At 75.5% G+C, this 15,644-nt stretch carries 15 protein-coding genes; 6 read left to right on the top strand and 9 right to left on the bottom strand.

Annotated elements, in window-relative coordinates; genetic code table 11:
* The 3 genes from N866_RS08590 to N866_RS08580 form a co-directional block, all read right to left on the bottom strand.
* Positions 1–2,175 (bottom strand): alpha/beta fold hydrolase (locus N866_RS08590; RefSeq protein WP_052022648.1); only part of this gene is annotated, 2,175 nt, incomplete at its 3' end.
* Positions 2,172–3,194: a 3-oxoacyl-ACP synthase III gene (locus N866_RS08585; protein ID WP_034225295.1), complete on the bottom strand. Its 1,023-nt coding sequence runs from the start codon at positions 3,192–3,194 to the stop codon at positions 2,172–2,174. The genes N866_RS08585 and N866_RS08590, both read right to left, overlap by 4 nt.
* 333 nt (positions 3,195–3,527) lie before the next feature.
* The gene (locus N866_RS08580) at positions 3,528–4,091 is read right to left on the bottom strand and encodes an MOSC domain-containing protein (RefSeq protein ID WP_034225293.1); all 564 of its coding nucleotides are present in this window, start codon (positions 4,089–4,091) and stop codon (positions 3,528–3,530) included.
* Positions 4,092–4,277: 186 nt separating this feature from the next.
* Here N866_RS08580 and N866_RS08575 point away from each other — a divergent pair, with 186 nt between their 5' ends.
* The 6 genes from N866_RS08575 to N866_RS08550 all read left to right on the top strand — a co-directional run bounded on the left by N866_RS08575 (position 4,278) and on the right by N866_RS08550 (position 12,556).
* Positions 4,278–4,622, top strand: a complete 345-nt coding sequence (locus N866_RS08575) for a PadR family transcriptional regulator (RefSeq protein WP_052022646.1) — start codon at positions 4,278–4,280, stop codon at positions 4,620–4,622.
* Positions 4,619–5,002, top strand: a complete 384-nt coding sequence (locus tag N866_RS08570; protein WP_034225291.1) for a hypothetical protein — start codon at positions 4,619–4,621, stop codon at positions 5,000–5,002. Before N866_RS08575 ends, N866_RS08570 begins: the two co-directional genes overlap by 4 nt.
* A gap of 140 nt (positions 5,003–5,142) precedes the next feature.
* Positions 5,143–9,921 carry a DUF3418 domain-containing protein gene (locus tag N866_RS08565; RefSeq protein ID WP_034225289.1) on the top strand — a complete coding sequence of 1,593 codons (4,779 nt, stop codon included), beginning with the start codon at positions 5,143–5,145 and terminating at the stop codon, positions 9,919–9,921.
* A 168-nt stretch (positions 9,922–10,089) separates the two neighbouring features.
* On the top strand, positions 10,090–10,278 hold the full coding sequence (locus N866_RS08560) for a hypothetical protein (RefSeq protein ID WP_034225287.1): 189 nt from the start codon (positions 10,090–10,092) through the stop codon (positions 10,276–10,278).
* A gap of 67 nt (positions 10,279–10,345) precedes the next feature.
* A complete protein-coding gene (locus tag N866_RS08555) occupies positions 10,346–11,758 on the top strand; it encodes an outer membrane protein assembly factor BamB (RefSeq protein ID WP_034225285.1) in 1,413 nt (470 codons plus the stop codon).
* Between the two features lie 144 nt (positions 11,759–11,902).
* On the top strand, positions 11,903–12,556 hold the full coding sequence (locus N866_RS08550; protein WP_081802466.1) for a DNA-3-methyladenine glycosylase I: 654 nt from the start codon (positions 11,903–11,905) through the stop codon (positions 12,554–12,556).
* A gap of 56 nt (positions 12,557–12,612) precedes the next feature.
* On the opposite strand, the gene N866_RS08545 is transcribed toward N866_RS08550, so the two are convergent.
* The 6 genes from N866_RS08545 to N866_RS08520 all read right to left on the bottom strand — a co-directional run.
* On the bottom strand, positions 12,613–13,185 hold the full coding sequence (locus N866_RS08545; RefSeq protein WP_052022644.1) for a DUF4287 domain-containing protein: 573 nt from the start codon (positions 13,183–13,185) through the stop codon (positions 12,613–12,615).
* Positions 13,185–13,640, bottom strand: coding sequence for an NUDIX domain-containing protein (locus tag N866_RS08540; protein ID WP_034225283.1), 456 nt, complete (start codon positions 13,638–13,640; stop codon positions 13,185–13,187). The genes N866_RS08545 and N866_RS08540 overlap by 1 nt, the downstream gene beginning before the upstream one ends.
* Positions 13,641–13,728: 88 nt before the next feature.
* Positions 13,729–14,271: a hypothetical protein gene (locus N866_RS08535; protein ID WP_034225280.1), complete on the bottom strand. Its 543-nt coding sequence runs from the start codon at positions 14,269–14,271 to the stop codon at positions 13,729–13,731.
* A 155-nt stretch (positions 14,272–14,426) separates the two neighbouring features.
* Complete coding sequence (locus N866_RS08530; protein WP_034225278.1) at positions 14,427–14,657, bottom strand: helix-turn-helix domain-containing protein; 231 nt, start codon at positions 14,655–14,657, stop codon at positions 14,427–14,429.
* A 249-nt stretch (positions 14,658–14,906) separates the two neighbouring features.
* Positions 14,907–15,281 (bottom strand): glycine cleavage system protein GcvH, encoded by a 375-nt coding sequence (gene gcvH / locus N866_RS08525; RefSeq protein ID WP_034225297.1) that lies wholly within the window; start codon positions 15,279–15,281, stop codon positions 14,907–14,909.
* Between the two features lie 59 nt (positions 15,282–15,340).
* Positions 15,341–15,644, bottom strand: a 304-nt coding sequence (locus N866_RS08520) for a glycine cleavage T C-terminal barrel domain-containing protein (protein ID WP_034225276.1), incomplete at its 5' end; no start/stop codon positions are given.

Raw genomic sequence — 15,644 nt, 5'->3', positions numbered from 1 at the left:
CGCCTCGGGGGCGTCGTCGGCGGCCCGCACGGCCGCGGCGACCGCCCGCGCGGTCAGGGTGCGCGGCGCGGTCACGTCCATGTCGGGCGTCACGGACAGGCACCCGAGCGCGGGTCCCAGCAGCGCGAACGGCGCGAAGCCGGCGACCAGCCCGTCGCCGACGCCGAGCCCGTAGCGGGCCGCGAGGACGTCGCGGACGGCGGCGAGCTGCTCGTGCCGGTAGACGACCCCCTTGGCCGGCCCGGTCGACCCGGACGTGAAGAGGATCGCGGCGACGTCGTCCGGCGCGGGCTCCGGCGGCAGCTCGGTGACCCGGCCGAGGTCGACGACGTCGGCGAGGCACAGCTCGACGCCCAGGGCCGTCGCCGCGGCGGCGGACAGCGGCGTCGTGGAGATCCGGGTGCCCGGCCAGCCCAGCGTCCGGGCCGCGGCGAGGCCCTTGACGGCACCGATGACGTGGTCCGGCTGGGCCCCCCGGACCGCGCGGGTCAGCCCCCGCACCCCGAGCCCGGCGTCCGCCACGACGACGACGGCGCCGATCCGCAGGCACGCGTAGAGCACGGCGGTGAGGTCGGCGCCGGGCGGGACGAGCAGCGAGACCCGGTCCCCGTGCCGGACGCCGACGGCGTGCAGTCCGGCCGCGATCTCGCGGACGCGCCGGGACAGCAGGCGCCAGCTGACGGTGCGGGGCGTGAGGCCCGCTGCGCCCTGGGTCCCGTGACGGCCGAGCCGCTGCGCGACACCGTCCGCGAGCCCGCGCAGCGCGGGACCGGACCCCGGCGGCGCCATCTCGACCAGTGCGGTCGCCGTGCTGTCCGCGAGGTCGTCCAGGCGCTGCCACAGAGGCGGCCGCTGCCCCGGCGCCGACCAGCTCCGCGCCCGGACGGCGGTCACCCCCGCGAGCGCGTCGACGTCGGCACGGGGACTCACCAGGTCGGGATGCCCGGACGCCCCGCCGGCGCCCTCGGAAACGTGGCCGCCCACAGCGGGCTGCGCCCCCGCGTCGTGCGCGGGCCGGCCCACCGGCTCGCCGTCGGCCTGGCCGATCGGCTGCTCGCCGAACGCCATGGGCTGCGGCCGGACGACGGCGTCGTGCCGGGCGCCGAGCCAGGTGAGCGTCGCGCCGGCGTGGTCGACGTCCTCGGCCAGGAGGTGGCTCGCGCCCTCGAAGCGGTGCACGTCGGCGCGCGGGAGCCGGTCGATCAGGTCGTCGAGGTAGCGGTCGCCGAAGACCGGGTCGCGCGGGCCCCAGAGCAGCAGGGCGGGGACGTCCAGCCGCCGGACGCCCTCGGCGACGCGGTCGAGCTCGGCGGAGCTCGGGTGGTCCGGGCTCGCCGGGATGTCGGCGACGAAGCCCCCGATGCCGCCACGCCGGTCGGCGGTCGCGTAGGGGGCGCGGAACGCGTCGCGCACCTCGGGGCTCAGCGGGGGCCGTGCCAGGGCGAGGGTCGTCTCCAGGAACGCGGGCGTGGTCACCGTCGAGGGGCCGAGCACGCGCAGCGCGGCGCGCAGCGGCGCGGGGATCGGCTCGTCCGCGGGGTGGTGGACCGCGGTGTTGTGCAGCACGACGCCGGAGAGCAGGTCGCGGTGGTCGACCGCCCAGCCGAGCGAGACGACGCCGCCCCAGTCGTGCCCGACGGTGACGACGGGCCCGTCCAGCCCGAGGGCGTCGGTGAGGTCGCCGAGGTCGCGCACCCGGCGGCGCAGGGTCCGGACCTCGCCCGTCCGCTCGGAGAAGCCCATCTCGAGCTGGTCGACCGCGACCACCCGCCACGCCGGGCCACCGTGGGCCGCCTGGCGCAGGGTCGACGCGAGCAGGTCACGCCACAGGTAGGACCAGGTCGGGTTGCCGTGGACGCACAGCAGCGTGCCGACCGGCTCGACGCCGAGCTCGGCCAGGCACCCGCCGGTGTCGAGGACGTGCCAGGTGCGCTCGGGCCGCGGGGCACGCCGGAGCGGGTCCAGCCGGTCGCCGCCGTCGACGGGCGTCGGGGGGACGCGGCGCTCGCTCGGGGTGCCCAGGGCGTCGTCGTCGGCCTCGGCGTGCGTCTCGGAGCCCCAGCCCTGCTCGCCCGCGAGCGGCGTCTCGGGGACGGCGACCAGGCGCGACCACGCGGGGTCGAGCCCGGCCAGGCCGGTGGCCGGGAGCGCGGCGGGGGCGACGCCGAACCTCACCAGGCGAGCTCGAGCATCGCGGTGTTCAGGCCGGAGCCCACGCCCATGAGCAGCACACGGTCGCCGGGGGCGAGGTGCGGTGCCTCGTGGGCGAGCGTGATGGGGATCGACGCCGGGCCGACGTTCCCGAAGCGCGGGTACGTCAGCGGCACCCGCGACCGGTCGAGCTTCGCGGCCTTGATGATCGCGTTGGTGTGCACGTCGGACACCTGGTGCAGCACGTAGCGGTCCATCGCCGACCAGTCGAAGCGCTCGCGGGCTTCGGACCACGCGGACATGACGAGCTTCATCCCGCCCTTGAGCAGGGCCTTCGCGTCCGTGTACATGCCCGTGACGCTGCCCACGCACAGGTCGTGGAACTCCGTCGCGGCGCGCGTCACGCCGCCGAGGATGCGGTGGCCGGAGGGGTGCAGGTCGGCGCGCCCCAGGACGGCGGCGACGGCCCCGGAGCCGAGCGTCAGGGTCGGGAACTCGCGCAGGAAGTCCGCGCGGGTCGCGCCGGGCCGGTTGAGCCGGTCGATCGTGTTGACCTGGATCTCGTCGGCGTCCTCGCCGTCCACGACGACGGCGTAGTCGATCTGGCCCGCGTCGATGAGCTGGCCCGCCAGGCTCATGCCGTTCACGAACCCCAGGCACGCGTTGGCGATGTCGAAGTTGACCGCCGACGGCGGCAGGCCCAGCCCGTGGTGCATCCGCACGGCGACGGACGGCTCCAGGTGCGGACGCGTGACGGAGGTGTTGATGAGCAGGCCGACGCGGGAGCGGTCGACGCCCGCCTCCGCGAGCGCCTTCTCGCCGGCCTCGATCGCGGCGGTGTCGAAGGACTGGCCCTCGGCCCAGTTGCGCCGCTCGTGGACGCCGGCGATGCGCTCGAGCAGCCCGGTCGGCAGGCGCAGCCGCTGGAGGGTGGACGCGAGGCGCGCGTCGAGCTCGGCGGACGTCGTGACGCGCTCGGGGGTGACCGCTGCGAGGGAGAGCAGGGCCACGTTGCTGTGCACGGTCGTCGCGTTGCCGTTCACACGGTCCCCTTGCTCGTCGGGTCGTCGCCTTCGCGGGCGCACTCAGGTGTCGGTCGTGCTGCCATGCCGGGCCAGGCCTGGTCCGTCATCCTCCCCCGGTTCCCCAGGAGCGGCACATGCTGGGTGCCCGCCCGGGGGCCGGCGCGGACGCCGGACCCAGCCTGGCCGACATCATCGACGCTGGTCACAGGTTCAGGACAGCGGCTGCGCGGAGAGCGAACAGGACCGGCCCCGTCGGCGGCCGACCCGGATGCACTCCGACGCGACACCGTGGCGACCTCCCCGCACCCGGCGCGGGGACGTCGCCACGATGACCCAGACCCGGAGGCCGCCTCAGACCGGCGCGAGCGGGCGGTGCTCGCCGTCCGGCAGCCGCACCCGGATCTCGTCTCCCGCGCGGACGACGCCGCCGCGACGCACCACGGCCATGACGCCCGCCTTGCGGACCAGGGACCCGTCAGCGCGCCGGGACACCATCCGGCCCATGAGCCCGACGCCGAGTGCGTCGATCTGCTTGCACGGGTTGCGCAGGCCGGTGACCTCGACGACGGCGTCCTCGCCGAGCTCGAGCAGCGTGCCGGTCGGCAGCGCCAGGAGGTCGACGCCCAGCGTCGTGACGTTCTCCCCCATCGCGCCGGGGGTGACGCGGTAGCCGTCGTCGGCGACCTCGTCGAGCAGCTCCGCGTGCAGGAGGTGGACCTGGCGCAGGTTGGGACGCTCGGGCTCCTTGCGCCGGTCGTAACGGTGCATGACCGTCGGGCCGGCGTGCGCGTCGCCGTCGACGCCCCACCCCTCGACGAGCGTGATCTCCTCGCGGACCACCTTGCTGAAGCGGTGCGCGTCGTCGGAGGCCACGGCGACGACGACGGGCGAGCGGTCGTGGGGATCGAGCGGCATGGGCCCCAGGCTGCCAGCACCAGTGACCGCGCCGGAACCCCGCCCGGGACGGCCGTCGCTGCCCGTCCCAGAGCGGATCGTGGAGCTTCCCCCGCGGCAGACGCGGGCAGCACTCCACGGTCCTCGGCAACGATCCATGCCGCTATCTAGGTTGACGACCAACCTAGGGCGGTCCATCCTCGGCTCATGGGTCTGGCCGACACCTCCGAGAGCCTGCAGCGGGCGCTCCTGCCGGTCGCGACCCTCCGCCTGGTCGCGCACGCACCGCAGCACGGGTACGCCCTCATCGCCGCGCTGCGGGCCGCGGGCTTCACCAAGGCCCAGGGCGGCACGCTCTACCCGCTCCTGCGCGCCATGGAGGAGGACGGGCTGGTCGCGTCGCGCTGGGAGGTCCCGGCTACCGGGCCCGCGCGCAAGGTCTTCGAGGCGACGAGCCGAGGGCTCGCCCGTTCGGCGGCCGACGAGGACACGATCGAGGAGTCGCTCCGCACCGTGCGGAGGCTCGGAGCACCAGGGGGATCGACGACATGAGCTACCGCACCGAGCTGACGTACGCCCTGCGCCTGCGCAACCTCGACGAGGGCACGATCGCCGACATCGTGCAGGAGGTGGACGCGCACGAGCGCGAGCACGGCGACCCGCGCGACTTCTTCGGTCCGCCGGAGGCCTACGCGGAGCAGTTCCCGGCCCGCCCGCGCAGCCGGCGCAACCTCGCGCCGATGTACGTGGGGGTCGCCCTGGGGGTCGCCTGGCTGGTCGGGGTGCTCGCCCTGACCGCGTCCGGCCTCCTGGAGCCGCCGTTCCGCCGCGACGCCTTCGCCTTGTGGCCCGCACTGCTGCTCATGGCGATCGGCATGGTGGTCAACGTGGTCGTGCTGCGGACCCGCCCGCTCCGCTTCGCTCCGCGCTGAGCACAGGGCACCTGCCGGTGACGGCAGCACTACGTGGAGAGTTCCCCGCGGCGGACGCGGTGAAGGCTCCACGATGACGGCGGCGCGGAGTCGGGATATCCGCGGGCTTCACCGTGCTGCGTCGGCGAGAATGGTCGCCCGTGGGTGAGCCCGAGCAGGAGCAGCAGCCGACGTCGGAGGACCGACGGCGGCGCTCCGGCTCGCGCGGACGCGGTCGGGGACGCGGACCTCGCCGTCCGGAGGCAGCGGCCGGTGTCGCTGCCGTCACCCCGGACGCCAGCCCCGAGGCTGCTGTCACCCCCGACGCCGGCCAGGGCGCGCAGGTGCGCGGGGACAGCCTGGGCTCCGACCGGCGCGGCACCGGCCGACGACGCCCCCGCGACGACGTCCGCGCCGCCGTCGGCCGCGCCACCCAGGACGCCGCCCGGGAGCAGTCGCGCCGCGAGCGGCGGGCCGAGAAGCGCCGCGCCGTCGTCGTCCCGCCGATCACTTACCCGGAGGAGCTGCCGGTCTCGGCGCGCCGCGCGGACATCGCCGCGGCCATCCGCGACCACCAGGTCGTCATCGTCGCCGGCGAGACCGGGTCCGGGAAGACGACGCAGATCCCGAAGATCCTCCTCGACCTGGGCCGAGGCCGGGACGGCCAGGTCGGGCACACCCAGCCCCGCCGGATCGCGGCGCGGAGCGTCGCCGAGCGGATCACCTATGAGCTCAGCGGAGATCACTCCGTCGCCCCTGGCGCCCTGGGGAGCATCGTCGGCTACCAGGTCCGCTTCACCGACCAGTCCAGCGAGGAGACGCTGGTCAAGGTCATGACCGACGGCATCCTGCTGGCGCAGATCCAGCGCGACCCGCAGCTGCTCGCCTACGACACGCTCATCATCGACGAGGCCCACGAGCGCAGCCTCAACATCGACTTCATCCTCGGCTACCTCACCCGCCTGCTCCCCCGGCGCCCGGACCTCAAGCTCGTCATCACCTCGGCGACCATCGACTCGGACCGCTTCGCCCGGCACTTCGCCGGCCCGCCGACCGCCGAGCACCCCGACGGCGTCCCCGCGCCCGTGGTCGAGGTCAGCGGCCGCACGTACCCGGTGGAGCTGCGCTACCGCCCGCTGTCCCCGGACGCCGACGTCCCGGAGGGGTCCGACGACGACGTCCTGCGGGACCTCGAGCCGGCGCCGCCCGCCGCGAAGGCCGGCAAGGCCGGAAAGGCCCCCAAGGGCAAGGGCGGCGGCACCAGGAGCACCCCGCGCGCCGACGAGGACCGCGACCTCATGACCGCGATCTGCGAGGCCGTCGACGAGCTCGAGCGCGAGGGGCCGGGCGACGTCCTCGTGTTCCTGTCCGGCGAGCGGGAGATCCGCGACGCCGAGGACGCCCTGCGCGGGCACCTCGGCCCCCGCGTCACCGACCCACGCCACCCGCGCGCCGTCGAGCTGCTCCCGCTGTACTCGCGCCTGTCGGCCGCCGAGCAGCACCGCGTCTTCGCCGCGCACTCCGCCCGCCGCGTCGTCCTCGCGACCAACGTCGCCGAGACGTCGCTGACCGTCCCGGGCATCCGGTACGTCGTCGACCCGGGCACCGCGCGCATCTCGCGCTGGTCCAAGGCGACCAAGGTCCAGCGCCTGCCGATCGAGCCGATCAGCCAGGCGTCGGCGAACCAGCGCTCCGGGCGCTGCGGGCGCGTCGCCGAGGGCGTCGCGATCCGGCTCTACTCCGAGGCCGACTTCCTCTCCCGCCCCGAGTACACGGAGCCGGAGATCCTCCGCACGTCGCTGGCGTCGGTGATCCTGCAGATGGTCGCTGTCGGCGTCGCGCAGACCCCCGACGACGTCGCCGCGTTCCCTTTCGTCGACCCGCCCGACACCCGCGCGATCCGCGACGGCGTCCAGCTGCTCACCGAGCTGGGCGCGCTGGAGACGGTGCCCGCGGAGCGAGGCGGAGGGACGCACCTCACCGACGTCGGCCGCGCCCTCGCCCTCCTGCCGATGGACCCGCGCCTCGCCCGGATGATCGTCGAGGGCGGCCGGCGCGACGTCGCGCGCGAGGTGATGATCATCGCCGCCGCGCTGTCGATCCAGGACCCGCGCGAGCGCCCCGCGGAGCAGCGCGCCCAGGCCGACCAGCTCCACGCCCGGTTCGCCGACCCGACGTCGGACTTCCTGTCCTACCTCAACCTGTGGAACTACGTCCGCGAGCAGCAGCGCGAGCTGTCCGGCTCGGCGTTCCGGCGGATGTGCAAGGCCGAGTACCTCAACTACCTGCGGATGCGGGAGTGGCAGGACGTCGTGGCCCAGCTCAAGGAGATGGCCAAGCCGCTCGGCATCACGGTCCGGCCCCCCGCCCGGGTCAGCGACCGGACCGACGACGCCGACCCGACCGCGCCCGGTGGGCTCCGTGGGGCCGATGGACCCGGCGCCCTGCGGCTCGCGTGGGACGCCGACCGGATCCACCAGGCGCTGCTCGCCGGGCTGCTCTCGCACATCGGGGTGCAGGAGGTGACGGAGGTGCGCGTCGGGGCGCCCGCCGCCAAGGACCGCCGCGGCGACCGGCCCGGCCGCAAGCCGCAGGCCCGCAACGAGTACCTGGGTGCCCGCGGGGCGCGGTTCGCGATCTTCCCCGGGTCCCCGCTGTCCCGGAAGCCGCCGGCGTGGGTCATGGCCGGCGAGCTCGTCGAGACGTCGCGGCTGTGGGCGCGGGACGCCGCCCGGATCCAGCCGGAGTGGGCCGAGGAGCTCGCCCCGCACCTGGTCAAGCGCACGTACTCCGAGCCGGCGTGGTCGACCAAGCAGGGCGCCGCGACCGCCTTCGAGAAGGTGCTCCTCTACGGCGTCCCGATCGTCGCGCGCCGCAAGGTCCTCTTCGCCAAGGTCGACCCGGAGCACGCGCGCGAGCTGTTCCTCCGCCACGCGCTCGTGCAGGGCGAGTGGACGACCCACCACCGGTTCTTCCACGCCAACCAGGCCACGCTCGCCGAGGCCGAGCAGCTCGAGCACCGCGCGCGCCGCCGCGGCCTCGTCGTCGACGACGACGTCCTGTTCGACTTCTACGACGAGCGCGTCCCGGCCGACGTCGTCTCCGCCCGGCACTTCGACCAGTGGTGGAAGACCGCGCAGCGCGACCAGCCGGACCTGCTGACCTTCGGCCTGGAGATGCTCGTGACCGAGGAGGCCGCGGGCGCCGCCGCCGACCTCGCCCAGTTCCCCGCCGTGTGGAAGCAGGGCGACCTCCGCCTGCCGCTGACCTACCAGTTCGAGCCCGGCACGGAGGCCGACGGCGTCACCGTCCACATCCCCGTCCAGGTGCTCAACCGCGTGCGGCCGGAGGGCTTCGACCGGCTCGTCCCCGGGATGCTGACCGACCTCGTCACCGAGACGATCCGGGGCCTGCCCAAGCCGGTGCGCGTGCAGCTCGTGCCGGCGCCGGACGTCGCCCGCGAGGTGGTCGCGTGGATCCGCGAGCACGAGCCGTCGTGGGCGGACGTCGTGCGGGCGGCGGACATGGCGCCGTCGTTCGCCGCGACGTTCAGCCGCGCGGTGCGGGCGCTGCGCGACGTCGAGGTGCCCGACGACGCCTGGCGCAACGCCCGCCTCCCGGCGCACCTGCGCATGACCTTCCGGGTGTTCGAGGAGCGGGGCAGCGGCGCTGTCGTCCTCGACGAGGGTACGGACCTGCTGGCCCTCCAGCGCCGCCTCGCCGCCCAGTCCCAGAGCGCCGTCCGCACGGCGGTCCGCGACGCCGTCCGCGCGGCCGTCGCCGAACGCGACGCCAAGGCCGCCGACGGCGCCGCGGGCCGGGCTGGCGGCGCCGGGTCGCCGTCGTCCGCCGAGGTCGGCACATCGGAGCGAGGTCGGCCGTCCGGGACACCGACCTCGCGCGGAGGTGCCGACCTCGCCGCGGGGGCAGGGGCGGGGCTGCCCACCGACCTCGAGCGGGACGGGATCGCCACCTGGCCGGCCGACCTGCCCGACGGGCGGCTGCCCGAGGTGGTGACGACCGCCGTCGGCGGGATGACCGTCCAGGGCTTCCCGGCGCTCGTCGTCGAGCGGGGCTCCGCGATGGGCGGCGGCACGGGCGGTGTCGCGGGCAAGGCGGCCCAGGGCCGAGCCGGTGCCCAGGGCGCCTCGACGGCGAAGAACAACGCCCGGCCGACGGTGGCGGTGCGGGTGCTCGCGGACCCGGCCCAGCAGCGCCGTCGGCACCCCGAGGGCGTGCGGGAGCTGCTGCTCGGCGAGCTCGCGCTGGCGACCGGGAGGATCACGAGCCGCTGGACCGCCGCGGAGTCGCTCACCCTCGCCGCGAGCCCGTACCGGTCGACCGACGCGCTGGTCCTCGACCTCCAGCGCGCGGCGCTCGACGCGATCCTGGGCGCCGTCGTCGGCGGGGCCGGGACCGTGCGGGACGCCGACACCTACGCCCGCGCCCGCACCGCGGCCCGCGACGCCCTGGAGGACCGCACCTACGCGATCGCCCGCGACATTGCGGCGGTGCTGTCGGCGGCGCGCGAGCTCGACGTCGCGATCCGCGGCACGTCCAGCCTCGCGCTGCTCAACACGCTCACGGACCTCAAGGACCAGCTCGCCGGGCTCGTCCACGACGGGTTCGTCTCGCGAGTGGGCGCGGAGCGGCTCCCGCACCTCGTCCGCTACCTGCGCGCGGCGCTGCACCGGCTGCGCAAGGCCGCAGAGAACCCGGCACGCGACGAGGGCCTGGCCTGGCAGGTCCGCGAGCTCCAGGACGAGTACGACGACGCCGTCGACGCCGCCCGCGACGCGGCGCCGGACACGGCCCGCGACGAGCGGCTGGTGCAGGTCCGCTGGCTGCTCGAGGAGCTGCGCGTCAGCCTCTTCGCCCAGCAGCTCGGCACGCCGGTGCCCGTCTCGGCCAAGCGCATCCGGACGGCGCTCGCCGGCTGACGACGACGGCGCCGCGCGCCGGCCGCCGGGCGCCCGGCCCCGTTCGGCGGGGAGCCCGTGCACCGATCGACGGCACGGCGGCTCCCCCACGACGGAGCCGGATTCACCCCCGACCTCACCCGGCGCGGCTCTTGTCCGGTTCCACCGGCTTCGTCGTAGCGTGTCGCCATGGCGGACACCCTGGATCTCGCCCGGGTACGAGAGGCCCTGGCAGCGCCCGCAGCCGGCGTCGACGCGTCGGTCCTCGTCGCTGTCCACGACGGCCTGCTGTCCATGCCGGTCGCCGCGGAGCCGGGCCGGCGCGACCACGACGACGAGGCCCCGCGCCTCGCCGTGAGGCGGCGCACCGGGTTCTGACGCCTCGCCGCGACCCGCACGGTCCACGACCGGGCCCGGGGAGAACGACCTTGGTTAGGGTCGGGTGATGCAGGGGGACAGCTCGACGCAGGTCCAGCTCGAGGACGAGCACGACGACGCCGGCGGCGCACGGAGCCGCCCGACGCCCCGGCCGACCCACCGGCGCTGGTGGCCTGTCGCGGCCCTCGGCCTGGTGGTCGTCGCGGCCGCGGCCTACGCCGTCGGTGACGAGCGCCGCCGGACGGCCGACCTCGCCCGGCACGCCGAGGTCCACGGCGTCGTCGGCTCGCTGGCCGAGCCGCTCGAGGAGGCCTGGCGCGCCGACGTCCGGGGCGACGCGGTCAACCAGCTCGCCGACGTGCTGCTCGTCTCCGAGACAGCGGCGGAGGGACCCAGCGCGCTGAGGGCCCTGGACCTGGCCACCGGGCGGGAGCGGTGGCGCCTGGACGGCCCCCCGGGCGCCTGGCCGGTGCAGTGCCTCGGCGAGCTGGCCGGCACGGACGGACCGCTCGCCCTCTGCGCCGTCACGCTGACCGCGGACCAGCCCGTCGGCGAGGCGGTGGCAGACCTCTACCTCGTCGACGTGGCCTCGGGCGAGGCCGAGCCACCAGGGGTCCTGGGCGGGCGACCGTGGAGATGGACCCCGGTGAACGAGGTCGACGGCGACCTCCTGCTGGTGATCGAGGACGAGCCCGGCGCCCCGGCAGTGATCAACCGCTACGACCCGGAGCAAGGGGCAACAGTGTGGTCCGTCCCGCTGCCCGACGGCGTCGGACTCGGCCTGACGACGCGGATGGGTGCGATCGGCGACGTCGTCGTCGTCAGCGACGCAGACACCACGGCGCTGCTCGACGGCGACGGCCGGGAGCTCCGGACCCTGAACCGACCGGCCTCTCCTGGGCGGGCACCCGCCCAGCTCCCGCTCGCGGGGTCCGCGGAGCACGGCGTCGGGATCTGGCAGGAGCCCGACGTCGGCGCGTGGTTCAGCCCCGAGGGGAAGCGCACGGCCGAGCTGCGAGGCCGGCCGGTCGAGCTCGACGTGCTGGGCGCCGCGGAGCCGCCGGTCCTCGTCCTGCGTCGTGACGGCGCGCTGGTCGGCGTGGACGTGAGGACCGGGGCGGAGCTGTGGGACCGACCCGTGGAGGGCCGCAGCCGCGTCGTGCTGGACGGTCGGCTGGTGCTGTCGACCCGGGACCGGCTCGAGGCGGTCGACGTCGAGACCGGCGAGACCCTCTGGCAGGTCGAGCTCGGCCCGACCCTGGATGGGGCGACCGCGCCGACGATCACCGACGGCGTCCGCATCGCCCTCCCGGGCGAGCGCGACGGCCGGACGACGATGACGGCCTTCGACCTCGCCTCGGGCCGCGTGGTCTGGGAGTCCCTGCTGCCCGCAGGGACGAGCCGGGTGGAGCGCCTCGGCAGCGCGGTGTTCGCCTGGGCGCCGGACCGGCGAACCCAGGAGCTCGTCCTGCTGCGGTGACCCCGGCGCGGCCCGACGCCCGCCTGAGCCCGGGCCCGGGCCCGTGCCGTCGGCCGCGCTCCACAGGACCACAGGCGTCGCGTCCCTGCACAGCCCCCCGGTCCCGACCGCAGCGGTGTCGGCGGTCTGCAGCAGACTCGGCACATGCCGACCACCTCCCTGTCGCCGCCCGGCCACCCCTCGCCGCCGGGCGGGGCCGCGCCGCCCGCCCTCAGCCCGTCCGTCCCCCTCACCGGCCGGTGCTTCGGCGACGGCGACCCCCTGTACGAGGCGTACCACGACACCGAGTGGGGGGTGCCGGTCCGTGGCGACCAGGCCCTGCTGGAGCGGGTCTGCCTCGAGGCGTTCCAGTCCGGCCTCGCGTGGATCACCGTGCTGCGCAAGCGCCCGGCGTTCCGAGAGGCGTTCGCCGGTTTCGACCCGGAGCGTGTCGCCCGGTTCGACGACGACGACGTCGCGCGCCTCCTCGCGGACGCCGGGATCATCCGGAACCGGGCCAAGATCGAGGCGAGCATCGCCAACGCGCGGGCCGTCCTCGGGCTGTGGGACGCCGGGACCACGCTCACGGACCTGTTGTGGACGCACGCCCCCGAGCAGCGGGTGCGCTCGCCGCGGCCGCTGACGTACGCCGAGGTGCCGTCCACCACCCCGGAGTCCCGGGCCCTCGCGACGGCGCTCAAGGCCCACGGCTTCCGGTTCGTCGGGCCGACGACCGCCTACGCCGCGATGCAGGCCTGCGGGCTCGTGGACGACCACCTGGCCGGGTGCCCGGTCGTCACCGGCGGGGCCGTCGGCTGACCGCCCGTCCACCCCGCGGCCGACCCACCGGCTGACCCAGCGGTCGACCGACCGGTTCACCCGGCGGCGAGCTCCTTGAGGTTGCGCAGCCGGACCGCCCACCGCTCCTTGTGCGCGGCGACCTCCTCCGCGGAGGCCAGACCGCGGTGGGTGATGGTGACCCTGGTGCGGGGACCGGTGCGGCCGTCCGGGAGGGCATCGGTGCTGAGCAGCACCCGGGCGCCGTCGTCGAGCGCCATCCGGATGGTCCGGCCGGAGGTCTCGCCGGTGACCTCGACCGGCACGTCCAGCCACCGCCCGCGCCGGTCGGGCTCCGCGCACCACGCCCAGACGGTTCCGGCGGCCACCGGCACCGTCACGCTGGAGCTCGCCTCGAAGGTGCCGTCCGGACGCTGGCCCGGCGCCCGCAGGCCACGGGCCTGCTCGTAGCCGACGGTGATCGACTGGCACCACCACGCGTCGACGTCGTGCTCGTCCCGCAGCCACCGTGCGATCACCGCATGGCTCCAGGCCGTGGCACCGACCCCGTCCAGCAGCGCGAACCACTGCTCGCGCGTGCGTCCGGTCCGCGCCAGGACCGCCTCGTCACCGACCGCGTGCTCGTGGCGCTTGACCGGGTCCTTGACCATCACCTGCTCCTGTCGTCGGCTCCACGCCCGACCGCCGTCCGCACCGCCAGGGCCTCCACGATGGGGACGTCGGCGTCGAGCCACGGCACGTCGAACCACTCGCCGTGGTCGAGCCACCGCAGCGCGTCGTGCTCGACGAGCGGCTCCGGCGTCCCGTGCGTCACGACCGCCGGCCACAGCCGCATGACGTGCCGGTCCGAGATCCGCCACCCGCGCGGGTCCGGTGCGACCAGCTCCCGGCCCAGCTCGACGCGCACCCCGAGCTCCTCGACGAGCTCGCGGTGCAGGGCCTCCTCCGGGGTCTCGCCGTGGTCGACCTTGCCGCCGGGGAACTCCCACCGACCAGCCAGGGTGATCGGCCGCGACCGGCGTGCGGCCAGCAGCCGTCGGGGCGACGTCAGGTCGTCCACCAGCGCGGCCGCGACGACGACCACGGGGAGAGGACGCTCGGACATGCACGAATTCTCGCAGGTCGACCGGCCGGCCGTCCGCGGCCCGGCACCCTTGCGGAGGAGACGCGACGCCTCGCCGGACCGAGCCCGGTCAGGCCGGGAGCTGCCACGCCCCACGGTGCTGCGCGGCGACCTCCTCGGCGACGGCGTACGGGTCCTCGTCGGGCGCGGCCCCCAGCAGGGCACCGAGGCGGCCCGGGCCTCGCACGGTGAGGACGTACAGGTCCACCGCGCGACCGCGGAGCGCCTCCGCGACGACCAGCCGGTTCAGGCGGCACGCCTCCTCGGACGTGCTCCGCTGCGCGTCCCGTCGGCTGATCTCCCCGAGCCCCCGGGGGGAGAACGTCCGGGCCAGGTCCGTGGACCCTCCGACGTACCGTGGGGTGCCGTCCTGCACCAGCGCGAAGACCCCGGGTCGACCGGGGAGCCGGCGCTCCGGCTCGACCCGTCCGAAGGGCCCTTGCGCCCACACCGGGTACCGGTGCTCGACGGCCGCCATCCCCTCCAGGGGCGCCTGGGTCAGGACCTGCCCGTACTGGTCACGCTCGACCAGGAGCACTCCCGCGTGGTCGAACGGGCGACGGCCCAGGATGATCCGCTGCGGTGCCCAGTGCTCGTCCGCCGGAGCGGGCACGGCCGGACGATCCACGCTCACCTGCCAACGACCGGGGGCCGGACGGGCCCGGGGGGACGACCACTGGCATGGACAGTACCGGCGACCGTCACCCGAGTGGCCCACCGGGCCGCTGCACCCGACCGGGCGTGGCCCGGTGGGTGCTCAGTCGAGGGTCAGCGCAGGCCGAAGGCGCGGGCGCACGCGACCGCGTCGGCGCGCGTCGAGACGCCGAGCTTCTTGTAGACGCTGCGGACCTGCGACTTCACCGTGTTGCGGGTGACGAACAGCTTGCTGGCGATCTCCTCGAGGGTGACGTCCTCGTCGAGGTTCGACAGGATGACGCGCTCGCGACGCGTGAGGGGCTCGCCGAGACGCTGGGTCGGGACTCCGGCCTGGATCGACATGGTGACCTCCTGGGGGCGACGGCACGGGCTGCGCACCGTGCGTGCTCGTGGTGACACCAGGTGAGAGCACGCAGCCCTCCACGCATGACGCGGTTTTCACCCCCGACATCGCGCTGGAGCCGTTGCACGGACCGTCGCGGCAGGGTAGGAGCACCCGGGTTTCTGACAAACGTGCAGGTCAGCGATTTTCTCCAGGCCCCAGGTCGATCTGGCGACATTCACCCGGACGGAGCAGCGGTCCCTAGGACCTCAGGCCTGGACGAGCGCCGCGTACTCCTCCGCCGACAGGAGCCCGGCGGCGTCGGAGACCTCGACCTTGAACAGCCAGCCGCTGCCGTACGGGTCCGAGTTGATCAGCGACGGGTCGTCCGCGACCGCGGCGTTCACCTCGGCGACGGTTCCCGAGACCGGCGAGAAGATCTCGGAGACGGACTTGGTCGACTCGACCTCGCCGCACACCGACCCGGCGGTCACCTCGGCGCCCACCTCGGGCAGCTCGACGTAGACGAGGTCGCCCAGGGCGTCGGCGGCGTGCCGCGTGATGCCCACGGTGACAGGGGTGCCCTGCGCCACCCACTCGTGCTCGGCGGTGTACTGCAGGTCGGTGGGGATGGCGTCGCTCACGTCGGCTCCAGTGCGGTCGGTGCGGGTCTGGGACGGGTCGGGTCGGCGGGGTCGGTCGGTCACTCGGGACGACGGTAGAAGGGCAGGGCCACCACGCGCACGGGTTCGGCCCGACCCCGCACGTCCACGGTGAGCTCCGTGCCCACGCCGCTCACCTCGGGCGTCACGTACGCCATGGCGATGGGGTACCCGAGGGTCGGCGACGGGCCACCCGAGGTGACCACTCCCACGCGGTGCTCCGAGCCCGGCAGCCGGACCTCGTACCCGTGCCGCGCGGCCCGGCGCCCGAGCCCCTGGAGCCCGACGAGGACCCGCGAGGGCTCGGACCCGGCGCGGGCCGCGAGCGCCTCCCGCCCGACGAAC

The sequence above is a fragment of the Actinotalea ferrariae CF5-4 genome (assembly GCF_000603945.1).
GTDB classification, from domain to species: Bacteria; Actinomycetota; Actinomycetes; order Actinomycetales; family Cellulomonadaceae; genus Actinotalea; species Actinotalea ferrariae.
The sequence above is the reverse complement of the archived record's forward strand: the minus strand, read 5'-3'. Positions and strand labels throughout refer to the sequence as shown.

Coding starts and splice junctions, on each gene's coding strand:
- N866_RS08580 (WP_034225293.1), bottom strand. CDS start 4,091: ATGCCGCTCGATCCCCACGACCGCTCGCCCGTCGTCGTCGCCGTGGCC.
- N866_RS08575 (WP_052022646.1), top strand. CDS start 4,278: ATGGGTCTGGCCGACACCTCCGAGAGCCTGCAGCGGGCGCTCCTGCCG.
- N866_RS08570 (WP_034225291.1), top strand. CDS start 4,619: ATGAGCTACCGCACCGAGCTGACGTACGCCCTGCGCCTGCGCAACCTC.
- N866_RS08560 (WP_034225287.1), top strand. CDS start 10,090: ATGGCGGACACCCTGGATCTCGCCCGGGTACGAGAGGCCCTGGCAGCG.
- N866_RS08555 (WP_034225285.1), top strand. CDS start 10,346: ATGCAGGGGGACAGCTCGACGCAGGTCCAGCTCGAGGACGAGCACGAC.
- N866_RS08550 (WP_081802466.1), top strand. CDS start 11,903: ATGCCGACCACCTCCCTGTCGCCGCCCGGCCACCCCTCGCCGCCGGGC.
- N866_RS08545 (WP_052022644.1), bottom strand. CDS start 13,185: ATGGTCAAGGACCCGGTCAAGCGCCACGAGCACGCGGTCGGTGACGAG.
- N866_RS08540 (WP_034225283.1), bottom strand. CDS start 13,640: ATGTCCGAGCGTCCTCTCCCCGTGGTCGTCGTCGCGGCCGCGCTGGTG.
- N866_RS08530 (WP_034225278.1), bottom strand. CDS start 14,657: ATGTCGATCCAGGCCGGAGTCCCGACCCAGCGTCTCGGCGAGCCCCTC.